At 69.9% G+C, this 20,812-nt stretch carries 14 protein-coding genes; 3 read left to right on the forward strand and 11 right to left on the reverse strand.

From position 1 onward, the window contains the following. Positions 1 to 83 precede the first annotated feature (83 nt). The 6 genes from OG504_RS11150 to OG504_RS11175 form a co-directional block, all read right to left on the reverse strand. Entirely contained in the window at positions 84 to 950 is an 867-nt protein-coding gene (locus OG504_RS11150; RefSeq protein WP_405989658.1) for a trypsin-like serine peptidase, read from the reverse strand. A 112-nt stretch (positions 951 to 1,062) separates the two neighbouring features. After that, a complete protein-coding gene (locus tag OG504_RS11155; RefSeq protein WP_405989659.1) occupies positions 1,063 to 1,476 on the reverse strand; it encodes a hypothetical protein in 414 nt (137 codons plus the stop codon). A 46-nt stretch (positions 1,477 to 1,522) separates the two neighbouring features. Then, the gene (locus tag OG504_RS11160; RefSeq protein WP_405989660.1) at positions 1,523 to 2,230 is read right to left on the reverse strand and encodes a DUF4232 domain-containing protein; all 708 of its coding nucleotides are present in this window, start codon (positions 2,228 to 2,230) and stop codon (positions 1,523 to 1,525) included. A gap of 239 nt (positions 2,231 to 2,469) precedes the next feature. After that, positions 2,470 to 3,357: a glycoside hydrolase family 19 protein gene (locus tag OG504_RS11165; protein WP_405989661.1), complete on the reverse strand. Its 888-nt coding sequence runs from the start codon at positions 3,355 to 3,357 to the stop codon at positions 2,470 to 2,472. Between the two features lie 229 nt (positions 3,358 to 3,586). Then, the gene (locus OG504_RS11170; RefSeq protein ID WP_405989662.1) at positions 3,587 to 5,956 is read right to left on the reverse strand and encodes a penicillin acylase family protein; all 2,370 of its coding nucleotides are present in this window, start codon (positions 5,954 to 5,956) and stop codon (positions 3,587 to 3,589) included. A gap of 170 nt (positions 5,957 to 6,126) precedes the next feature. Beyond that, positions 6,127 to 7,041 carry an SGNH/GDSL hydrolase family protein gene (locus OG504_RS11175; RefSeq protein WP_405989663.1) on the reverse strand — a complete coding sequence of 305 codons (915 nt, stop codon included), beginning with the start codon at positions 7,039 to 7,041 and terminating at the stop codon, positions 6,127 to 6,129. 245 nt (positions 7,042 to 7,286) lie between these two features. On the opposite strand from OG504_RS11175, the gene OG504_RS11180 reads away from it, so the two are divergent. Beyond that, positions 7,287 to 7,538, forward strand: coding sequence for a Smr/MutS family protein (locus OG504_RS11180; RefSeq protein WP_405989664.1), 252 nt, complete (start codon positions 7,287 to 7,289; stop codon positions 7,536 to 7,538). A 193-nt stretch (positions 7,539 to 7,731) separates the two neighbouring features. Next, positions 7,732 to 7,983 (forward strand): hypothetical protein, encoded by a 252-nt coding sequence (locus OG504_RS11185; RefSeq protein WP_405989665.1) that lies wholly within the window; start codon positions 7,732 to 7,734, stop codon positions 7,981 to 7,983. A 37-nt stretch (positions 7,984 to 8,020) separates the two neighbouring features. Here OG504_RS11185 and OG504_RS11190 read toward each other — a convergent pair whose 3' ends face one another. After that, complete coding sequence (locus OG504_RS11190) at positions 8,021 to 11,356, reverse strand: lectin (RefSeq protein ID WP_405989666.1); 3,336 nt, start codon at positions 11,354 to 11,356, stop codon at positions 8,021 to 8,023. Between the two features lie 753 nt (positions 11,357 to 12,109). Here OG504_RS11190 and OG504_RS11195 point away from each other — a divergent pair. Then, positions 12,110 to 13,816 carry a carbohydrate binding domain-containing protein gene (locus OG504_RS11195; protein WP_405989667.1) on the forward strand — a complete coding sequence of 569 codons (1,707 nt, stop codon included), beginning with the start codon at positions 12,110 to 12,112 and terminating at the stop codon, positions 13,814 to 13,816. Positions 13,817 to 13,912: 96 nt separating this feature from the next. On the opposite strand, the gene OG504_RS11200 is transcribed toward OG504_RS11195, so the two are convergent. The 4 genes from OG504_RS11200 to OG504_RS11215 form a co-directional block, all read right to left on the reverse strand. Next, positions 13,913 to 15,619, reverse strand: coding sequence for an MFS transporter (locus tag OG504_RS11200; RefSeq protein ID WP_405989668.1), 1,707 nt, complete (start codon positions 15,617 to 15,619; stop codon positions 13,913 to 13,915). A 156-nt stretch (positions 15,620 to 15,775) separates the two neighbouring features. Then, on the reverse strand, positions 15,776 to 18,385 hold the full coding sequence (locus tag OG504_RS11205) for a glutaminase domain-containing protein (RefSeq protein WP_405989669.1): 2,610 nt from the start codon (positions 18,383 to 18,385) through the stop codon (positions 15,776 to 15,778). Positions 18,386 to 18,695: 310 nt separating this feature from the next. Next, the gene (locus tag OG504_RS11210) at positions 18,696 to 19,424 is read right to left on the reverse strand and encodes a response regulator (protein WP_405989670.1); all 729 of its coding nucleotides are present in this window, start codon (positions 19,422 to 19,424) and stop codon (positions 18,696 to 18,698) included. Continuing rightward, positions 19,409 to 20,731: a sensor histidine kinase gene (locus OG504_RS11215; protein WP_405989671.1), complete on the reverse strand. Its 1,323-nt coding sequence runs from the start codon at positions 20,729 to 20,731 to the stop codon at positions 19,409 to 19,411. The genes OG504_RS11210 and OG504_RS11215 overlap by 16 nt, the downstream gene beginning before the upstream one ends. Positions 20,732 to 20,812 lie beyond the last annotated feature (81 nt).

The following is a 20,812-nucleotide window of genomic DNA, read 5'->3' on the forward strand; positions in this document are numbered from 1 at the left end:
ATCCGGCACCGCACCTCCCCTGGCGGTATTCGCGTAGGGCTGCCCCTGTCGGCGGGGGCAGCCCTCCTCAAAGGGCCGCGAGATCAGCCGCGCTCGGCCCGCTCGTACATCGTCCTGGCCGTGGCGCCGAGGATCTCGCCGTACATCTTGGTCGGTGTGAAGCCGTCCAGCCCGCTGTTGACCGAGACGAGGGTGCCCTGCCCGGTGGCCTCCTTGAAGTCGGCCAGCCACGGGCCGCCGCTGGAGCCGCCGGTCATGTCGCAGGGAATCACCTGCTGGCCGTTCTCCTTCTTCGCCGTGCCCACACAGCGCAGGACTTCCTCGCCGAGCTGCGGGTGGGTGGCGGGGTAACCGAAGGAGGAGATCGTGCCGCCGACCGCCCGGTCGAACGCGACCGACGTCCCGCCCACGACATCGGTGAGCCTACGACCGCTCCTGTCGGCGTCGACGACGAGCGCGGCCACGTCGTTCGTCGCCTCCTCCCCGAAGGTCCGCGGAGTCAGCACGGTCCGCACCGCGAAGGCGCCGTACGGCTGCCTGCCCTTGCTGTAGGCCGGGACGAACACCATCGAGATGTTGGTGTTGGCGGGCGAGGCGCCGCGCCGGACGCAGTGTCCCGCGGTCATCACCACGGACCGGTTCGCGCTCGTCACGGCGGTGGCCGTGCACCAGATGTCGGCCCCCGCGGCGTTGACCATGAACATCCGTCCCACGGTCTTCAGTTGTGGACCGGTCCATGTCTTGGTCTTCGACCCGGTCGGTCCGAGGTCCACCGACTTTCCCACGGCCTTGATCCGGGCCGGGCTCCAGTAGGTGAGGGCGTCCTTGCGTTCCTGGGCGGTGAACGAGAAGGAGGACACCGGGTCGGGGGCAGCGGCGGCGGCGCGGTCGGCGCCGGAGACGGCTGTGGCCGAGACGGGGACGGCGAGCGAGAGGGCCGTACCGGCCACGGCGAGCGCCGTGACGCGGCGGCTAAGGGCCGGTCCGCCGGAGGGGAGCTGTCGAACATGGAGGGATGTCTCCTCGAGTGGTTCAGGTGGATATGGGGGTGGTCGGGCCGGGCTACGCGCAGTCCAAGAGAGGTAAATCCGGCGATTCGGGTTGCGCCGTCGGGTCGGATCCCGGTTTCGTCGTCGGGGCGACAGCCGTCTCGCGGAGGAAGGCGAGGAACTCCCCCACCGTGCAGCTCCAGAGCCGGCGCTCCACCAACGCGCTGTGCCGGCGGGCGAGTTCGCGGTCGTCGCCGTAGGCGAACCTGACGACGACCGGGCCTTCGCAGGCGCGGATCTCGATGGCGCTCGGCTGCACCTCGTCGGCGGACCGCAGGCCGACCGCGATGCCGATGATCTCCCAGACCAGCACGCCCGCTCGCTTGAACGCGCCGTCGGACGAGGTGTGCCACACCACCTCGAAGTGCTCGTGCGCGGGCGCCCCGGGATCGGGCCGCCGGTTCACGTTGTCCGATGTACCGGGCACACCTACGTCCTTTCTGTGCGGCAGGGAACTGCGCGGCACGGACTGCCTAGTTGAGGGCGTCCGCGGGGTTCGTCAGCCAGTAGGTGGTGCGCAGCGAGCTGTCGATGTACACGCCCTTGGCGGGCAGCGCGACCTTGACGCCCGAGCCGACGAATTCGAGCGCGCGGTTCTGGAAGATCACCGAGAGCGTCTTCGCGGTGTAGCCGCCGGTGCCGCTGCCGTCGGCGGCGGAGAGGAGGACGCCCGCATAGCCCGACTGTCCGGGGCCGAGCGTGGTGACCGCCTGCGGCTGCGAGTCCTCGTCGACCGGGGGCACGGCCTGGGCGTCCTGGAAGTTCAGGGCCGGGTAGCCGTACAGGTAGCAGGTCTTGGAGCCGGTGTTCTTGACGGTCAGCAGCAGGTGGTTCAGCGGACGCGTCACGGTCTGCGCGGTGACCTTGGTGTTGGCGCCGGTGCAGGTGACGATGGTCGAGGCCGACCCCTTGGACCCGGTGGACCCCTTGGCGGTGGTGCTGCCGCGGCCCGACTTCGAGACGGTCGCGGTCGAGTCCGTACCGGAGGCCGCGGCCTTGATGTCCCCGGCGTCCGCCTTGGGCGTCGCGGTCGAGGAGATGCCGTTGTCGGCGGCGACGGTCGGGGTGCTCTCGGCCCCCGTGTCCTGGCTCGTTCCACAGGCGGTCAGTGCGAGCGAGGCGGCCGCGGCGAGGGTCGCGGTGAGGAGTGCCGTACGGCTGCGGAAGACGGTGCTGGACATGATCGGGTTCCCCCTGAGTGCGGTGCTGGAAGGCGAGCCACCGGGTTTCGTGGTGGGTCTCGCTGCGAACAACCGCAGCTTGCGCGGCGATCCGTCCCAGCCGCCAGAACAGTCGGGGGAAACGGGAAGCTGGAACGCTCACATAGGGGATGACCTGCGGGAACGTACCGTCCCTGGAACGCGTGGGTGGGACGGGCACCGGCCGTTGGAGCGGTCCAGCCGGTGCCCGTGTCGCACGGTCAGCAGTAGAGGTTGACCCCGGTGCTGGTCCCGAGGATCGAGGTGAACCGGGTGTAGGCGTCCACGCGGCTCTGCACCTGGGCGGGGCTCTTGCCGTCGCACTCGATGGAGCCGTTGATGCTGCGGATGGTCTGGCCGAAGCCGGCGCCGTTGACCATCGCGTTGTGCGGGGTCATGGAGCCGGGGCCACTCTGGGTGTTCCAGTACCAGAGCGCGGTCTTCCAGGCCACGGCCGAGTCGTTCTGCACCAGCCAGGGGTTGCCCAGCAGGTCGATGCCCAACGCGTCACCGGCGGCCTTGTAGTTGAAGTTCCAGCTGATCTGCAACGGTCCACGCCCGTAGTAGGCGGCCTGACCGGCCGGGCAGCCGTACGACTGGCTCCAGTCGCAGTACGTCGGGTAGTTGGCGGTGTTCTGCTCGACGATGTACACCAGCCCGCCCGTCTCGTGGCTGACGTTGGCGAGGAAGGCGGCGGCCTCCTGCTTCTTCGTGGTGTCGCTGCCGGTGTTCGCGAAACCCGGGTAGGCGCTGAGGGCGGCGGTGAGACCGCTGTACGTGTAGAAGGAGTTCCGGCTCGGGAACATCTGGTTGAACTGGGCCTCGCTGACGACGAAGTTGCCCACGGGCGTGCCGGAGCCGTCGCAGGCGTACGGCTCCCAGAACCAGGTGCTGATGACCGGGTCGTAGCCCGGGTTGTCGTGCTCGGCGATGTACGCCTTGCCATCGGTGTAGCGGACGATCTGGCCGGTGACGTACGACTGGCCGGCCACCCAGTTCGGATAGCTGGAACAGGAGGCGGCGGACGCGCCGGCGGCGGGGAGGACCACGGGCGTCAGGCTACCGAGGACGAGCGCGGTCAGTACTGCGGCGATGCGGCGTCTCGACACAGGGTTCAACTCCTCTGTGGAGCACGGCCGTACCCCGCCAAGGGCAGGGCGAAGCGGAGCCTTTGTGCGCACGGGCCGGTCGGACCGGTCACGGCGTGGGGGGGCGGCCGTGGTGGGGGATGGTGCCCCTCACTGAACCGCATTGGTATGTACCAGTCAAGGGTATAGACCAGTCAACCCCGCACCACGGCGGCCGAGTTACGACCGGCCCGCGCTACGTCGACCCCTGTCACCTGCGCAGAGTCGTCACCTCCAGACCCGGGTCGCCGGAGATCTCGGCCTGGGTGAACCGTTCCATGACCCACTGCTTGTGCGAGAAGAGGCGGGTCTGGTCCGAGAAGTGGGGCGAGGCCGGGTTCGCGGACTGGCCGTAGGTGAGGAGGGTGTGGGCACGCGGGCCGTCGGGGGTCAGTTCGACGGTCATCAGGAAGGTGGCGCCGAAGGCCCCGGCGGTCGGGGCGCCGGTGCCCGAGTCGGGGCTCGCCTCCACGACGTCGAAACAGCCCGCGTCGCAGCCGGGCAGCGGGATGCCGTCCCACTTCTGTACGGCGCCGAGTGCGACGTCGACCGGGAGGTCACGGGCCGCGAGGTCCTGGACGGCGTCGGCCAGGGCGTGTTGGACGCGTACGTCGTCGCCGTTGAATCCCCTTGGTGTGGTGAGGGGTTGGGCGGGGTCGTAGGGGACGCGGCGCCAGGTGTCGGGCGGACCGCCGTCGAGGAGACGGTTGTAGAACGTGCTCCAGAGCACGATGCCCCGGCTGGTGGTGTCGGCGCGGGTGTCCCAGCGGGCGAGGGCCGCGCAGGCCTGCGATACGTCGACCTCGGTGCCGTCCGTGGCCGTCAGGCTCGGGTGGGCGCGGCACATGCCGACGATGTCGTCGCGGCCCGTCTCGGCCGACAGGACGCGGTTGCCGAGCATCGAGTCGCGCAGGGTGCTCTCGGTGAAGCCCGGGGCGCCCAACCCGTCGGCGCCGTCCCGGCGTTGGGCGATCATGCGGAGGCCGAGCTGGGCCCGCCCGTCCAGGCGGGGATCGGTGTCGTACACGCCCGGGAGGCCGGTGATGGGCGCCTCCGGATTGACGTACTGGGGACCGTTGTTGGAGTTGGCGACGTAGTCCGTGCGGCTCAACTTCGGCTGGTGCGAAGGGCCGTAGATGCCGGGTACGAGTGCGTCAGGGTCACTCCCCCAGACACAGGCCGACGTCGAACCGTCCAGGGCGGTCGCCCCCTCGTCGTTCGGGAGGGTGCAGTGGGCGAGTTGGGCGTCGGTGAGGTGCGGAACGGCCGAGGACTCGGTGAAGTAAGTGTCCCCGCTCGTGTCGGCCGCGAGGGTGTAGGTCCAGGGAATGCCCTGGAACTCGTCCTGGGCAGCGCGGAGTTGGTCGAGATTCCGTGCCTTGGCCATCGCCAGCCAGGTGTTCATCGAGCGCAGGTTGTCGGCGTTGGCGTCACGGATCGCGTAGGCGGTCGTCGCGGTCCAGCCGGTGGACAGGACGGGGCCGAAGTGCGAGGAGTACAGGGTTCGTTCGACGGTCGAGAGGTGACCGTCCGCGTCCCGGACGGTGACCGGGACCATACGGCGCTCCATCGGCACGGTCCTGCCGTCGAGCACGTAGCTGGTCGGGTCGCCGGGTGCGAGCTTCAGCGCGTAGACGGAAGCGTGTTGGGCGTCGCTCGCGGTGTGTGTCCAGGCGAGGGTGCTGTTGTGGCCGATCTCGACCAGGGGTGTGCCGTAGAGGCCGGCGCCCGATACGTCCAGGGTGCCTGGGATCGTCAACTGCACCTGATAGAGACGGAAGTAGCCGACCGCCCAGGGCAGGTGCGGGTTGGCGAGAACCATGGCGCTGCCGCTGCGGGTGGCGTCGCGGCCGAGGGCCCAGCCGTTGCTGCCGACATCGGCGGAGGCGAGGGCCGGGACGGCGGGGGTCTCGGCGGTTGCGCCGGAGGCCGCCGTGTCCTTGCCGTCGGCGGCGGTCGTCGTCGGGGGCTTCGCATCGCCGATGTCCGGGACCAACGGCACTGTCGCGGTAACCCTGTTGACGTCGTAGACGACGTTCCACAGGTCGAGTGCGGTGATCGGCCGCACCCAGGGCTTGCCCTTGCACGTCGGGTCCGGCAGGTGGTCGACGCCGGTGTCACGGAGGTAGCGGTTGTACCCGGCGGCATATCCCTCGACCATGCGGCGCAGTTCTGCCGTCGGACCCAACGGGGCCTTCTGGGACAGGAGTTGACGGACGGTGCCCGCGCGCTGCTGCCCGCTGTAGTAGGTGTCGCTCGCGAGGTTGGAGCCTTGGACTTCGCCTTCGCCGGGCTCTTCGTCGAGCCCGAAGAACCGGGACCGCTCGCCCCTCAACGTCACCACGTGGTCGGCGAGTTCACACACGTTGTCCTGCGCGAACGCGTACCCGTACCCGTATCCGAGCCCGTCGAAGTCCTGGGCCAGGATGTGCGGAACGCCGTACTCGGTCCGGCTGATCCGGACCGTGTGACCGCCCTCGGCCACCGTCTGGCCGCCCTGCCCCGTCACGGCGGACGAGGACGCGGGCAGCAGGGCGACAGTGGCCGAGGTGAGACACAGGACGGCCGCGACAGCCGCCAACCGACTTGCTAAGGAACGTCCATGACGCTTCGTCAGGTCTCTGGGTTCTCCCATGACCGCCACCTTGCAGGCAGGACCGAGGGAGCGTCATCGGGCCTCCGGCGGATATCCGGGCGGCCTGTCAGTCTGGGGATGTACGCCCTGAGGCTCTGTCGGCCGTCCGGCATCGTCTACGGCTTGTAGATCTGCCGAAGCGTGGCGATGGCCATGGCGAACTGGCCGGACGCGTTGGGGTGCGCGGCCGCGGTGTTCGCGGCGGGGGTCAGCGACTCGACCCACCGTTCCTCACGCGGCCGGCACATGTCGTGGCCCACCGTCGGCGTGTAGGTGTCCGCGTAGGACGCGTTGATTCCTTCGGCCGTCGCCTGGCGTCGCAGCGCCGCGTTGGCCTGCTTCGTGGTGTCCCGCAGATAGGCGAAGTCACCCTTGGCGAAGGGGACTTCGGCGCAGCCGACGCCGTCGTCGGGGAAGAGTGCGGGGTATCCGACGACGATCACCTCGGCGTGCGGACTGCGGCGCCTGATGTCGGCGAGCACATCGTGGACGCGCCCCTCCATGGCGGCGACGCGGTCGGCCAGTACGTCCTGGCCGTCCGCCGTGAAGTACTGCTTGCAGGGGGTGCCCTCGCGGTCCGTCGCGGCGACCCGGGCGCAGGTGGCGAGCACGCTGCTGAAGCCGACGTCGTTGCCGCCCATGGTCAGGGTGACGAGTCTCGTGCGGGGAGTGAGCGCGTCGGCCTGGGGAGCCTTACTGCCTTTGGGGTTCCAGTAGTTGTTCGTGGTGGCGCCGCTGCAGGTGACGTCGTCGAAGGTGTGGTTCAGACCCACCATCGAGGCGAACCTGGAGATCAGGCTGGGGTAACCGCCGGTCGTACGGTCGCACTCCTCGTCCTTCACGCCGGCAAGGCCGGCCCCGGAGGCGTAGGAGTCGCCGAGCGCCACATAGGCGGGCCCGTCGGTGAAGGTGGCCGCCGTGCTCCTGGCCGCCGCGGTCGGCGCGCCCAGGGCGACCACGACGGCCGAGGCGGCCAGAACTCCCGCGGCCGTACGACGCGTCCGCGACTGCCTGCCCGGGGAACGGTCCAATCCGGGATTCGATCCGAAAGGGGTCACAACGCCTCTTCGAGCTAGGGGACTTGGACAGGCGCCGGCCGGTGCCACGAGGAGCTGACGCTCTCTCGACGTGATCGAGCCTAGGGTCGGGGCGGGGCGCGGTCCTCGCGCTGAGGGACGAGCCCGGCGTAGAACCCGAGACAGAGAACGCCCCGTACCCTCCGCCCCGGGAACCGTCTCGCATACGCTGCGACCGTACGACGATCCCCTCGGAGGCGATGGCCCTGCTCACCCTCGATCTGCACCCGATGTTCCGCAGCGACCGCGACATCGACACGGCCCTGCGGCAGACCCTCTTCAAGGCCGCCGCCACCGGGGTCGACACCGTCCAGATCATCCCGGGCAAGGGGACGGGCCAGCTGAAGAAGCGCGTGCTGGCCGTGCTGGCGCAGAAGCACCTCAAGAAGCTCTACACCCAAATGGAGACGGATCCGACCAACGCGGGCCGGATCCTGGTTCACCTCCGTTGACTCCGCCGGCCGACGCGCCGGAGCCTGACACCGTCCGTTGGACCGGTCCCGGTCAGAACGCCGACAGGCCGTTCGGGGTGCCGTTGCCGGTGGGGCCGTCGTAGCCCGGTACCGCGGTGCAGAGGTAGTCGCCGTCGCAGCCGGGCCGGACAGCCAGGACCGGCGGCGCGGCCTGACGACCGCGTTCACCCGCATGTCCACGCCGACGACCAGTGCGGACGGCGCCCGGGTGTCGGTTCAACTACCTCCGCACAGCGCCCCGTTGGTGCCGATCGCCGCCCGGCAGCTGATCTGCACGGTCGCCGAGACCCGCCTCTCTGAGGACCCCGACACCGTGCGGACCGGAGTGACCGTGGTCGTGACCGGACCCGACGACCGGCACACGCAGGGCACCAGCTACGACTGCTCCGTCCGAGCCGTGCCGGAGGCCGGTCCCCGGGCGTGAACCCGGGAACCGGCCCTTTCCGTCCCCTCCGTTCCCCTTACTGACCGAAGCCGTAAGAGAACAGGTGGTCGGTGCCCGTCGAACCCGTCACCGGCAGCGTGATCGACGCGACCTGCTTGGACGGGTCCAACGCGACCTTCGCGGCGAAGACGTAGGTCTTCACGCTGTCCCGGCCGCCGCTCCCGGTGTTCCGGTAGGCCGTCGTCGCGGCCGTCGTGTCACCCGGAAGCGGCTTGCTGCCACCGCCGTTGAGGGTCCAGTCCGGGAAGGCGACCGTCCCCTGCGAGGTGGTGCCGTCGGTGTAGGTGACGGTCACGGCGCCGGAGACTCCGCTGCCGTCGGTCGGCGCGTTGGTCGCCGTGCCGAGCAGACCCAGCGACGCACCCGACGTACCGGCCGGCATCGAGATGGTCTGGCCGGCCATCTCCAGGTTGTCCAGCTGACCCGAAGTCACGGTCGGCCAGGTGTAGTTGATGCCGTCGACCGTGAGCGGCGAGCCACTCGTGACACCCGCCGCAGCCAGCGCGTTCTGCGAGAAGGCCCAACCCCCGCCGTCGAAGCCGCCGGAGTAGGTCGCGCCGTCGGGATAGATGCCCTCGTTGGTGTTGTAGGGCCACAGCGCGCCGGCCTTGGCCACGGCCACCCGGAGGGTCGCCCCGGGCAGTGCCGCACCGGTGCTGTGGTCGGTCAGCGCGAACGTGACCGGGAACAGGCCCTCGTCCGCACCCGCCGTCACCTGGACCTTCGCCTCGGCGCTGCCGGCAGCGGGCACCGTCAGCGAACCGGACGCCGGGACCGGCGTGACGCCGGAGGGAGCCGTCGCCTTCCAGTCGACCGTGACGGCCGCGCTGCCGAGGTTGGTCAGGTCGAGCGTGCCGTCACCGGCCGAACCCGGTTGGAGCACCAGGCCGTTGTCGGGACCGGTCGCGGCCAGCACCCGGCCGCCGCCCGTGGTGTCCGAGGGCGGAGCCGCCGAAGGGGCGGACGCCCAGGCCGTGTCGGGCTGCGTGCCGAGTGTGAAGTCGAGCGTGCCCGCACCCTGGAACTTCTGGTACGTCAGCCATGGAGCGTTCCAAGCCTGCCCCTTGAGGGCCAGCGACTGCACGTACGGCGCGTCGGGCGCGGCCTGCGGCGCGTTGATCCGCACCGACTTTCCGCTGCCGAAGGTCACCTTGGCGGCCGGGAACGCCGGGCTGCCGAGCGCCAGGGTGTCCGTGCCCGGGGTCTCCGGGTACATGCCGAGCTCGGACCAGACGTACCACGAACTCATCGCGCCGAGGTCGTCGTTGCCGAACGAGCCGACCGGGGCGTTGAAGTACAGCTTCTGCTGCGCCTCACGGACGGCCGCCTGCGTCTTCCAGGGCTGGCCCGTGTAGTCGTACTCCCAGGGGATCTCGACACTGGGCTCGTTGCTCAGGTCGGCGTCGGTGTTGCCGGGAGCGGTGATGTCGTCGAGCAGGCTGTCCAGGTAGGACGAGTACGCCTTGGTGCCGCCGCGGGCCTGGATGAGCTGTTGCAGGTTGAACGGGACCATCGGCGTGTACTGCGCGGAGGTGCCCTCGACGAATCCGTTGGAAGTGCCGGGGGTGAAGCCGCCCGCGAACTGGCCGTCCTTGTTCTTGGCCTGCATGTAACCGGTCTGCGGGTTGAAGACGTTCATCCAGTCCTGGGCGCGGGTGGCGAACTTCTCGTAGACCGACGCCTTCCCCAGCGACTTCGCGAAGGCGGCGAGGGCGTAGTCGGCGGAGTCGTACTCGAGTTGGGTGGAGACCGGGCCGTAGAAGTTGCAGCAGTTGTAGTCGTTCTCGTCGAGCGGGAGGTAGCCCTTCGCGTCCCGCACCGACTCGCCGGGGCGGTCGTTGTTCGGGACGGTGGCCTCGTGCTGCAGGGCGGCGAGGGCCTTGTCCGTGTCGAAGCTCGTCGCGCCGAAGGCGTACGCGTCGGCGATGATGCCGGCGGCCGGGTCGCCGACCATGACGTAGCTCTCGCCGTTGTTCGAGGCCCACTTGGGCAACAGACCTGTCTGGTCATAGCCGTTGAGCATCGAGGTGACGACGTCGGAGGCGACCTTGGGTTCGGCCATCGCCATCAGCTGGGTCTGGGAGCGATAGGTGTCCCAGCCCGAGTAGTTGGCGTACTGGGCCTTCTGTCCCTTGGCCAGTTTGTGGACCTGGTTGTCCATGCCCATGTACTGGCCGTCGTCGTCCGAGAAGACGTTGGGGTGCAGCAGCGCGTGGTAGAGCGCGGTGTAGAACTGCGTCTGCTGGTCGGCGGACCCGCCGCCCACCTGGATCTTGTTCAGTACGGCGTTCCAGGCGTCGTGGTTGGACCGTTCCACGGCGCCGACGTTCCAGTTCTTGATCTCGGTGGCGAGGTTGTTCGCCGCGCCGGTGTCACTCGTGTACGAGACGCCGACCTTCGCGCTGACCGTGGGGTTCGAGGCGGTGTCGAAGGTGAGGTACATGCCGTTGGCGCCGGTCGTGGGCGGTTCGGCGGCCTTGGCTGTGGCCTTTGGACCGGTCCCGTGGATCGTGGGGGCGGGTTTCGCCGGGACGGTGAAGTGCTTCTCCTTCAGCGGCGTCGACTCGGTGGCCTGCGGGGTGAGTTGGGCCTTGCCCGCCTTCAGCGACTTCGCGTTTGGAGTGATCGCGCTGCCGACCCAGGTGCCGCTCGCGGTGAACGGCTGGTCGAACTTGATGTCGAAGTGCAGCGTGTACCTGTTGCTCGCGCCGCAGAAGTGACCGCTGTCGATCGCGCCGCTGATCTCCTTGTTGCTGACCACCTGGACGCGGGTCCCGTCCACCTGCGTGGCGCCGCCACTCAACTTGAAGAGCAGGTTGGCCTGTTGACCCGTCGGGAAGGTGAAGGTGCCGAGACCGGCGCGGGCCGTGTCGGTCAGCTCGGTCTTGACCCCGTTCGCGTCGGTGACCTTGTAACTCCCGATACCCGCCTGCTCGTCGGCGTGGCCGAACCCGACAGACGTACTGCCGAGGTCGCCCGACAGCGCACCGGTCACCGGCAGGATCGGCAGATCGCCCGCGACGGGACAGCCGGGTCCCGAGACATGGGTGAGGCTGAAGCCGGAGAGCTTGTTGTCGTTGTACTCGTAGCCGCCGCCGTCAGGGCGGTCGGGCGTCGTGTCCGGGCCCCACTGCACCATGCCGGCCGGCATGTCGGGACCGGGGAAGGTGTCCACCGCACCGGAGGTCCCGATGAGCGGGTTGACGAGGGACGCGGGGTCCGTCACCAGCGCCGGTGTCGCGGTGCCCGCGGCCTGGGCGGCGCTGCCGATCGTCGTGAGCGGAAGGGCGGTCAGGCCCAACACGCAGACCACGGCGAGGCGTTGACGGAATCTGTTGCGGTCACGTGGCACGGCTGAACGTCGGGGTCTCACCATCGGTCGCCTCCGCAGCGGTTCGTGCTTCGCAGATCAGGTGGCGGCGCACCGGAGAACACCGGAACGCCGGCGACAGGCAACAGTTCCTGGTCGCTCCCACGGCCTGACAACGTTGCCAATGCACGAGTGACGAGTGAAACGCTCGTGGTGATGGTGTGTCAACGAGGCGAGCGAGGGTTTCTGGGGGCGAAGTTCTTGAACGGGTGGAGCGGGGGGCCATGGGTGCGCGGGGTGCGCGTGACCCCGACGGCCTCGACGCAGGGGGCCGCGGGCGGGACCGGTGAGGAGTCCCACGCCCAAACGGACTCGCCGAACCTGGCTGGTCCGACGGGTGGAACGGTCCAAGCGGCTCCGAACCCGGTCGACACTTCGGCGCGAGCCCGGGCCGTCGACGACGTAGACCCGCACCACCTCCGCGCGAGACCGGCCAGGAGCCGGACCGACCGAGCGGACCGGACCGAACCGCCGGAGTCTTTGCGGGAGTTTTAGCTCCCGAGGAAGGCGCCTTTCCCGCCACGACGACGAGCGCACGCCTGCGGGCGAGTTCGCGCGCCGGACATGGACACACAGTCGCTACGGCCCTTCCCCCAGCGGGAGTTGACGCGACCCGGCCCTACCGAACCAAGTTGGTCTAGTCCTCTTGACGGAGGGCTCCACGAGATGTTTGGTATGTACCAATATCCCGAGCACCCCCTCACCCCCAGCGGGCACCCCGAAAGGGGAACTGTCATGCGCCTGGCAAGATTCGCGGCCACCGTGTCCGCCCTCGCGCTCGCGGCGACCGGCGTCACCATCGCCCTGGCCCCCACGAGCAGCGCGGCGGCAAGCAGCGTCTACTCCGTGGCCCCCTACGTGGACATGTCGAACAGTCAGGAAGGACTGCTCGACACCGCCATCACCGGACACAAGCTCAAGGCCTACACCGCGGCCTTCGTACTCGGCGTGGGCTGCAACCAGATCTGGGGCGACACGCTCCCCATCGGCAACGACTCCTACACCGACCCCTTGATCGCCAAGGCCAAGTCCGAAGGCGCCTCCGTCATCGTCTCCTCCGGAGGAGCCAGCGGCGAACCTCTCGCCTGGACCTGCTCCACCCAGAGCAGCATCGACGCCGGCTACCAGGCCATCATCAACGACTACGGCGTCACCCAGCTCGACTTCGACATCGAGGGCGCCGCCATCGCGGACACCGCGGCCGCGGCCCGCCAGATGCAGGCGATGAAGGACCTCAAGGCGGCCAACCCCAACCTGCAGTTCTCCATGACCCTGCCCGTCCTGACGAGCGGCCTGACCGGCGACGGCGTCAACATCCTCAAGGCCGCCAAGAACGCGGGCATCAAGATCGACGTGGTCAACATCATGGCCATGGACTACTACGCCGGCACCGGCACCGAGATGGGCCAGGGCGCGGTCTCCGCGGCCAAGGCCACGCTGGCGCAGATGCAGTCCGTCGACTCCGGTTACACCTACGCCAACCTCGGCATCACTCCGATGATCGGCAAGAACGACGACGGTTCCACCTTCACCCTGGCCGATGCCCAGACGGTGGAGACCTTCGCAGCGCAGAACAGCGTCGGACGGCTGGCCTTCTGGGCGATCACCCGGGACCAGGCATGCAGTGGAAGCGCCAACTCCCTGCCCACCTGCAGTGAGATCAGCCAGAACAGCCTCGCGTTCACCGACGCGTTCGTGCCCTACGAGGGCAGTTCGGGCGGCGGCGGAGGCACCACCAGCGACTTCTCCCTGTCCCTGTCACCGGGTTCGGCCTCGGTCACCCAGGGCGGTTCGGCAACTGCGGCCGTATCGACGGCAGTCACCTCCGGGAGCGCCGAGTCCGTCAGCCTCGCCGCGTCCGGCGCACCGTCCGGGGTCAGCGTTTCCTTCAGCCCCAACTCCGTTACCTCCGGCGCCAGTTCGACACTGACGGCGACGGTCGGTTCGTCGGTGGCGGCAGGCACGTACCCGATCACCGTCACCGGTACGGCCGCGACGGGCAGCCACAGCGCGACCTACGCCGTCACGGTCACCACCACGGGAGGAGGCGGAGGAGGCGGGAACTCGCTGACCAACTCCGGCTTCGAGAGCGGCAGTTTGAGCCCCTGGACCTGCACGGGCGGCAGCGCGGTGGTCTCCACCCCGGTGCACAGCGGCAGCCACAGCCTCCAGGTCACCCCGAGTTCCAGCGGCACCGGCGAGTGCGACCAGAACGTCACCCTGTCCCCCAACACCAGCTACACGCTGACCGCTTGGGTCCAGGGCCCGTACGCCTACCTCGGCGTCACCGGCGGGGCCTCCGCGAGCACCTGGTCGAACAGCTCGGCCTGGAACCAGCTCAAGGTCACCTTCACCACCGGAAGCAGCGGAGCGGTCACGGTCTTCGTCCACGGCTGGTACGGCCAATCCGCCGTCACCGCCGACGACTTCACCCTCGCCTGAGCACACCGGCACGACCAGGCAGGAATTGACACAACGTCACCAACACGCCGCGGCCGGGCAGTTGCGCCCGAGCCGCGGCGTCGGTCTCCACGTCGGTCAGGCCTCGCTCCCGGCCAGCGCGGCCAGTTCGCGGTCGACGGCCTCCTGGTGGGCCCGGGCGTCCTCGCGGGCCTTCTTCGGGCTCCAGCGGCCGGCCATCACGAACACGAAGGGCAGGAACAGGACTTGCCCGCCCACACAGATCCACCACCAGGAGCGCCACTCCCCCGGCCCGTCCTTCGCGGCCTTCTGCACCTTCGGCCCGTACTCCTTGAGCACCTTGAGCTGCGGCTGCGCCTTCTGTACGACGGCCAGGTCGGCGGCGCCGACTTCCTTGACCGCCTGTGCGGCCAGGGCGGGAGGTGTCGTGGTCGGCGTGTACTTGCCCAGTTCGGCGAAGAGTTGGGGGTGGGCGTCGACGATGGCGAGGGCCGGGGCGGCCTGCTTCGTCGCGGCCGCCACCTCGGCGCCGTGCTCGACGAGGGGGGTGACGGAGGTGACGAGCACCGGGATGAACGCTGCCGACACGGCGACCACGATCCGTACCGTCCAGCCCCAGACCGCGAGCCCGGCGGCGGTCGCGGCCGGGTTCCGCTTCTCCACGGTCTCGGTGAAGCTCGCCATCCACGGGGCGTAGGCGACCCCGCTGAACACACCGATCGCGACGAACAGCCAGGCGAAGGTGTAGTAACCGGTCGTCGCGTGGGTGGCCAATGAGGCGAAGAACGCCGTAGCCACGATCGCACCGATCCCGCCGACGATCATGAAGGGCTTGCGCACCAGCAGCCGGTCCGAGAGCAGTCCGGCCACGATCAGCGCGAGGGCGTTCGCGGCCCAGTACCAGTTGGCCAGGCCGTTGGTGCGCTGCTCGCTGTAGCCGAAGGTGGTCGAGAAGTAGACGACGAAGTTGCCGACCGCGGCGTAGTACAGGAGCAGGAAGACCGCGATCGCGAAGGCGGAGCCGAGGATGTCCAGGCGCAGCATCTGCCGCCACTCCCCGCGCCGTACCGCCTCCGTGTCGAGTCCCTTGGCGCGGGCCTCGACCAGGGCCCGGTCGCGCAGGCTGACCATGATCTGGTCGCGCAGGCCCGGCGACAGCTCGCGCAGGGCGAACAGGGTGACGACGAACACGACCAGCCCGGCCGCCCCGGAGTAGCGCAGTTCGTCCTGCCAACTGGCGGTGTCGAGCGTGCTGCTGGTCACCGAGGTGACGACGAGGCTGCCGATGACCGGGCCCATCGTCCAGTAGCCCATCGCCGTGGCCCGGCCGAGCTGCGGTGAGAAGTCCCGTATCAGCGCCGGCGTCGCGACCAGCACGATGCCCTCGATGAAGCTCACAACGGCGAACAGCACCAAGTACGTCGTCTTGTCACCGGCGTTGGGCAGCCCGAAGAAGACCAGGAGCGCGGCGACGAGCAGGCCGTAGACCACGAGGTTCGCCCGCCCCCACCGGTCCGCGAGGCCGGCCACGAGCGAGGCGAAGGCCCCGACCGCGTTGCCGATGACCGAGACCCACACGAAGTAGCGGTAGGTCATGTCGAAGTGCGTGATGATCGACGTCGCCACCGCGTACTGGATGTAGAGCATGTAGTAGAGCACGACGGTGGTGACCACCACGATCGCCAGATACGACATGCGCCGCCCGGTGGCCGGATACGCCGGCAGGTCTCGGCGGTACAGCCGGGCGAGCGAGCCGCGAGCACCGGCGCCGGGCGCGTCGGCACCGGGGCCTCGTGTGTCGAATGGTGCGGAGGCGGAGGGCATACGGCTCCCTTTGGAACGGCCGGGGACAGAGGGGCGGCGGGAGGTGGGGCTCCTTCCGTTCGAGCGGAGGCTAGTACCGACTGGTCGGTACGGCTAGATGTGCGACAGGACTTCGCGCACCGCGCGTTCACCGAGGCCGGGCGTCGCGCGGGTGGATCAGAGGAGCCGCCAGAGGTGGTCGGAGGTGCCGTTGTCGTTCCACTGGGTGACCTGGGCGCTGTTGGCCTGGGAGGCTCCGTCGACGGCCATGAGCTTGCCGCTGTGGACGTTGACGATCTTCATCCAGCCGTCGCCGTTGTCGACGAGGCGCCAGAGGTGGTCCTGGGTGCCGTTGTCGTTGTACTGCTGGACGTGGGCGCCGTCGTCGAGGCTCTGGTTGTGGACGGCGAGGAGTTTGCCGCTGTTGCGGTTGTAGATCCTGACGGTGGTGTCGCCGTTGTCGATCACGGTCCACAGGTGGTCGGCGGTGCCGTTGTCCTCGTACTGGGTGACCTCGGCGCTGTCGGCCAGGGACATGCCGCTGACGGCGAGCAGCTTGCCGGAGTTCTTGTTCTGGATACGTTTCCAGGAGACGGAGTCGGCCGCCGGGGCGTTCATCAGGGCGAGGACGCCGCCGATCACGGGGCGGTCGGCGAAGCCCCGTTGGGTGCCGGTGGCGACGACGTACCAGTCGGTGAACGGCACCCGCGACGGCGTGGCGTTGGCGAAGCCGTAGACGCCGTTGATCAGCATGGCGCGGGCGTCGGCGTGGTCGGCGAGCCAGGCCGCGGTCCACACCTCCCAGTCGGTCTTGGTGTAGTCGTTGCGCGGGTCCAGCAGCACGCCGTAGGTGCCTGCCCTGGACAGGTACCAGGCGGCCTCCTGCGCGGCCACCCCGGTGGGCACCAGGTCCACGCCCAGCAGGCGGTCGGCGTAGCCGTTGTACTTCAGGCTCCAGGTGCCGTCCTGGTCGTAGGCGAGTTTGAGGTGGGTTCCGGAGGAGTCCTGGGCGAGGGTGACCCACCGGCTGATGTAGCCCCGGGCCACCGTCAAGTAGTGCGTGGCGTCGGAGGAGTTGGACGCCGCCTTCGCGATCACGCTCATCGCGCCGATGCCGATGATGCCCTTGAGCGCGAGGTTGGCGCTGTGCGCGATCCAGCCGGTGAAGTCGTCGGTCTGGTTCTGGTTCTCCGGGTCGAGGGCGTTGGCCACCAGGTACTCGGCCCACTGGTGGAGGATCGCGTAGTGCGCGCCGGCGAAGGAGGCGGCGTCGGCCGCGGGAAGGCGCTGGGCCACGGCCGCCGCCATGATCAGCATGTTGGCGGACTCCTCGATCGGCATGGCCTCCTCGTTGCCGTCCAGGTGCCCGGTCGCGTTCGGGTAGCTGGAGCCGAGGTCGTGCTCGGCGTACACCTTGGGCCAGCCGGCCTTCTCCGCGTAGAAGAAGTGCGGTTCGAGCAGCAGCCGCAGATACGCGGGCGAGAGGTGCAGATAGGCGGGGGACGCCGGGTAAGTCACGTCCACGGTCGAGAAGTTGCCGTTGGAGGAGATCTCCTTGAGCATCGCCCACGGCGAGCCGTTGCGGTCGACGAGTTCCGTCCCGGCCACGGCCTGACGCACCGCCAGGGCGCAGACGGCCGCATAGTGTTCGCCGGTGTCACCGCCGCCCGCGGCGCTCGCGGCGTCGTCGTGGATCGCCTTGTCGAAGGCGACGGCGGCTGTCAGGGCGGCGGCGCGGTCGCCGTTGAACCAGTCGAGCATGGCGGTCCACGAACTCCAGTAGTGCGTCCACCACGGGTTCAGGTTGGTGCCGAGGTAGCTCACCGCCGGGGTGCGCACGTGGCCGACGACGATCTGGAACACCGCCGAGGGGGCGGACGCGGTGACGGTGCCCAGGTTCTGGTTGAGGCCCAGCACGGGCCAGCGGTCGTTGATCGCGCGGGGCTGGGCGGTGTCGGAGGTGCCGGCCAGCGTCCCGTTCGCGGCGGACGCCGCCCGTACGACGGTGTCCTGGCCGATCTGCCAGGTCAGCCCGCTCACGGTGGGGGCGGCCAGCACCAGCGAACCCCACGAGGCCTGGTCGTTGTTCTCGGCCAGCACACCCGGGGAGGCCGGCTGGCAGGTCAGGGCGGTCATGCTGCCGGTCGTCTGCTTGGCCCAGGTGACCTGGGTGGAACTGTCGCCGTGCACCCACTCCGCGGAGGCGTCGACATGCACGTCGACCGTGTGACTCGCCCCGTCACTGCTCGCGGCCTGGACGCTGATGTAGCTCAACGGCACGCACTGGCGCTGCAGGTTGCCGAGGTCCACGGGCGAGAAGAAGGTGACCGTCAGCGTGACGCCGCCCCCGGTGAGCGTGAAGATCGACCGGGTGGCCGTGAGCTGCAACGACGTCTGCGTCATCGTGCTGAGCGCCGGGCCGCCGGGCAGCGCCGGGGCGCCGAGGAAGACGTACGGTGTGCCGTCGATGCGGGCGATGCCGGCCAGCGCGGTGATCCGCCCGTTCCAGAAGGTGGGCCAGGTACCGGCCAGGCTGTCCCCGGCCAGCCAGGTGGTCAGGTACGGGGACCGTACGGCGAGGGGGGTGGCGGGCGGGCGCAGCGGGCTGAATGTCGAAGCGGCGGCCGCGGCCTCGGCGGTGGCGGCACGGGCGGGCGAACCGGCGATGCCGAGGCCGCCCAGGGCGCCTGCGGCGGCCACTCCTCCCCAGCGCAGCAGGTCGCGTCTGGTCAGCGGGGGCAGTCCGGTGGTGAGGGGACGGCGGTCGTCGTCTTCGGAGTGGGGCATGGGGGGCTCCTTCGATGGGCAACGAGAGTTCGACATCGTTGTCAGCAAGCCTTGCTGACGGGGTGTCACGGAGAACATGCTTCGTGCCGACAGATCCGGGCGCGGCGGACGGCCCGGTGCGCGGGGTGGGCCGCCGTGGGGGCGGGTGCTGCGCCAACTGCCTTTCCAGCGACGGAAAGTGCGGTGTGGATGGATGACAGCACCGCTCGGGGCGGGTGTCCAGCCCTCGCGCAACACCCGCCCCTCACAACGGAGTTCGGGATGTGCGGTGATGCGAGGCGAAGTGAGGTGGCCCGGTCCGGGGGGACGGTCAAGGGCGGGTGCCGGTCCGCTCCGGCGGGTGCGGCCAGGAGCCCCCGCCTCCCGGGGAGACGAGTCCCGTCTCGTACGCGAGGACGACGGCCTGGACGCGGTCGCGCAGATCCAGCTTGGACAGGATGCGGCCGATGTGGGTCTTGATCGTGGTCGGGCTGAGGAGCAGGCGGTCCGCGAGTTCGGCGTTGCTCAGGCCCGTCGCGAGCAGGCGGAGCACCTCCAGTTCGCGCGGGGTCAGGCCGGACAGGTCGCGGTGGAGACCGTCAGGACGGTCCTCCTCGCGCTGGGCGAAGCGTTCGATCAGACGGCGGGTGATCGCGGGGGCGAGCAGGGCGTCGCCGGACTGCACCAGGCGTACGGCGGCGACGAGATGCTCGGGACTGACGTCCTTGAGCAGGAAGCCGCTGGCGCCGGCGGTGAGCGCGGCGTAGACGTAGTGGTCGAGGTCGTAGGTGGTCAGGATGATGACCCTGGTGCCGTCCGGCCCGTCGGCGAGGATCCGCCTGGTCGCCTCGATGCCGTCCATCTGTGGCATCCGGATGTCCATGAGCACGACGTCGGGCCGGGTGCGCCGGACCGCGGCGAGCGCCTCGGCCCCGTCGGCCGCCTCGGCCGTCACCTCGATGCCGTCCGCGGCGAGGATCATGCCGAAGCCGGTGCGTACGAGGGCCTGGTCGTCGGCGATGACGGCGCGCAGCGCCGGCCGGTTCACGCCGTCCGCCACGGGACTCGGGCCGTGATGCGGTAGCCGCCGGCGAGAGTCGGACCGGCCGTGAGTTCGCCGCCGTAGACCGCCAGGCGTTCCCGCAGCCCGATCAGCCCGCGGCCGTTGCCGTCCGCCCGAGGGGCGTCGCGGGCGGCTCCGGTGTCGGTGACCTCGATCTCCAGTGAGTCTCCGGTGTAGCCGACGGTGACGGAGGCATCGGCGCCGGGCGCGTGTCTGATGGTGTTGGTCAGTGCCTCCTGGACGACGCGGTAGGCCGCGAGGTCCACCCCGGGCGGCAGCGGGTCGGGCGGCAGCGACATCGCGACGCCGACCGGTGTCCCGGCTCCACGGACCCGCTCGATCAGGGCGTCGAGCTGCCCGAGGCCGGGCTGCGGTTCGAGGCCGTCGGCGGGGCTGTCGGGGCGGCCGGTGTCCGGGGCGGCCAACAGGCCCATCACATGCCGCAGTTCGGCCATCGCGGCCCGGCCTCCTGCCTCGACCGCCAGCAGGGCCTGCTTCGACCGCTCCGGCGCCGCGTCCATCACCTTGCGTGCCGCACCCGCCTGGATGACCATCACGCTCACATTGTGGGTCACGACGTCGTGCAGTTCGGCGGCGATCCGGGCCCGCTCCTCCTCGACAGCCCGGCGCATGCTCTCCTCCTGGACCTGCTGCAGCCGGGTGTACCGGTCCCGGCTGGCCGCAAGCCGCCGCTGCCAGAAGCGGACGGTGCTGGCCAGCACCCCGGCGACCAGCAGCACGACCGCCGGGCTCGACCATCCCGGGAACACCGGGTCCGTGTCCCGGAACGCGAGGCCGGCCAGCACGGCGGCGACGACAAGACCGGCCGTCGCCCGCGCCCGGTGACGGCTGTACATGATGGCGCTGTAGGCGCCGATGACGCAGGTCAGCACGTTGATCCAGGAGGTGGCCTCGCCGATGGCCAGCGCCGCGCCCAGCACCACCCCGAACGTGGCCAGCGGATACCTGCGCCGGGCCGCGAGCGGCAGCGCGGAAAGGACGACCAGCGGCCAGGCCGGGGAGGAGGGCTTGCCCTCCGCAACCCGCGTCCCCGGTACGGGGGGCGTGGGCGGACGCGGGACCGGCACCCCGTCCCGGGCGTACCCGGACTCGGCCCTCGAGCTGACCTGGACCGGCCCGTCGCCGGGATAGCGCGAGGCCGCGATCAGCGCGAGCACGGTCAGCACGACCGCCAGCACCACATCGGCGTGCACGGCCCGCCGCGAGCGCGGGGCATCCTCCGCCTCCGACCGCAGCGCGTCCCGCAGTTGCCGACGCCAGCCTTGCCGCCCCTCCGTCTCCACCGGCTCATTGTGCGGTCCCCGCGCCTTCTTCCGCGTCCTCCTGCGCGGCCAGATCGCCGTCCCTCAGGCGTACTTCGCAGG

It is taken from the genome of Streptomyces sp. NBC_00986 (genome assembly GCF_045162565.1).
In the GTDB taxonomy this organism is placed as follows: Bacteria; Actinomycetota; Actinomycetes; order Streptomycetales; family Streptomycetaceae; genus Streptomyces.

Excerpts from the sequence above, each read along its gene's own strand:
- OG504_RS11160 (WP_405989660.1), bottom strand. The coding sequence starts at position 2,230 with ATGTCCAGCACCGTCTTCCGCAGCCGTACGGCACTCCTCACCGCGACC.
- OG504_RS11180 (WP_405989664.1), top strand. The coding sequence starts at position 7,287 with ATGGCCCTGCTCACCCTCGATCTGCACCCGATGTTCCGCAGCGACCGC.
- OG504_RS11185 (WP_405989665.1), top strand. The coding sequence starts at position 7,732 with ATGTCCACGCCGACGACCAGTGCGGACGGCGCCCGGGTGTCGGTTCAA.
- OG504_RS11195 (WP_405989667.1), top strand. The coding sequence starts at position 12,110 with ATGCGCCTGGCAAGATTCGCGGCCACCGTGTCCGCCCTCGCGCTCGCG.
- OG504_RS11200 (WP_405989668.1), bottom strand. The coding sequence starts at position 15,619 with ATGCCCTCCGCCTCCGCACCATTCGACACACGAGGCCCCGGTGCCGAC.
- OG504_RS11205 (WP_405989669.1), bottom strand. The coding sequence starts at position 18,385 with ATGCCCCACTCCGAAGACGACGACCGCCGTCCCCTCACCACCGGACTG.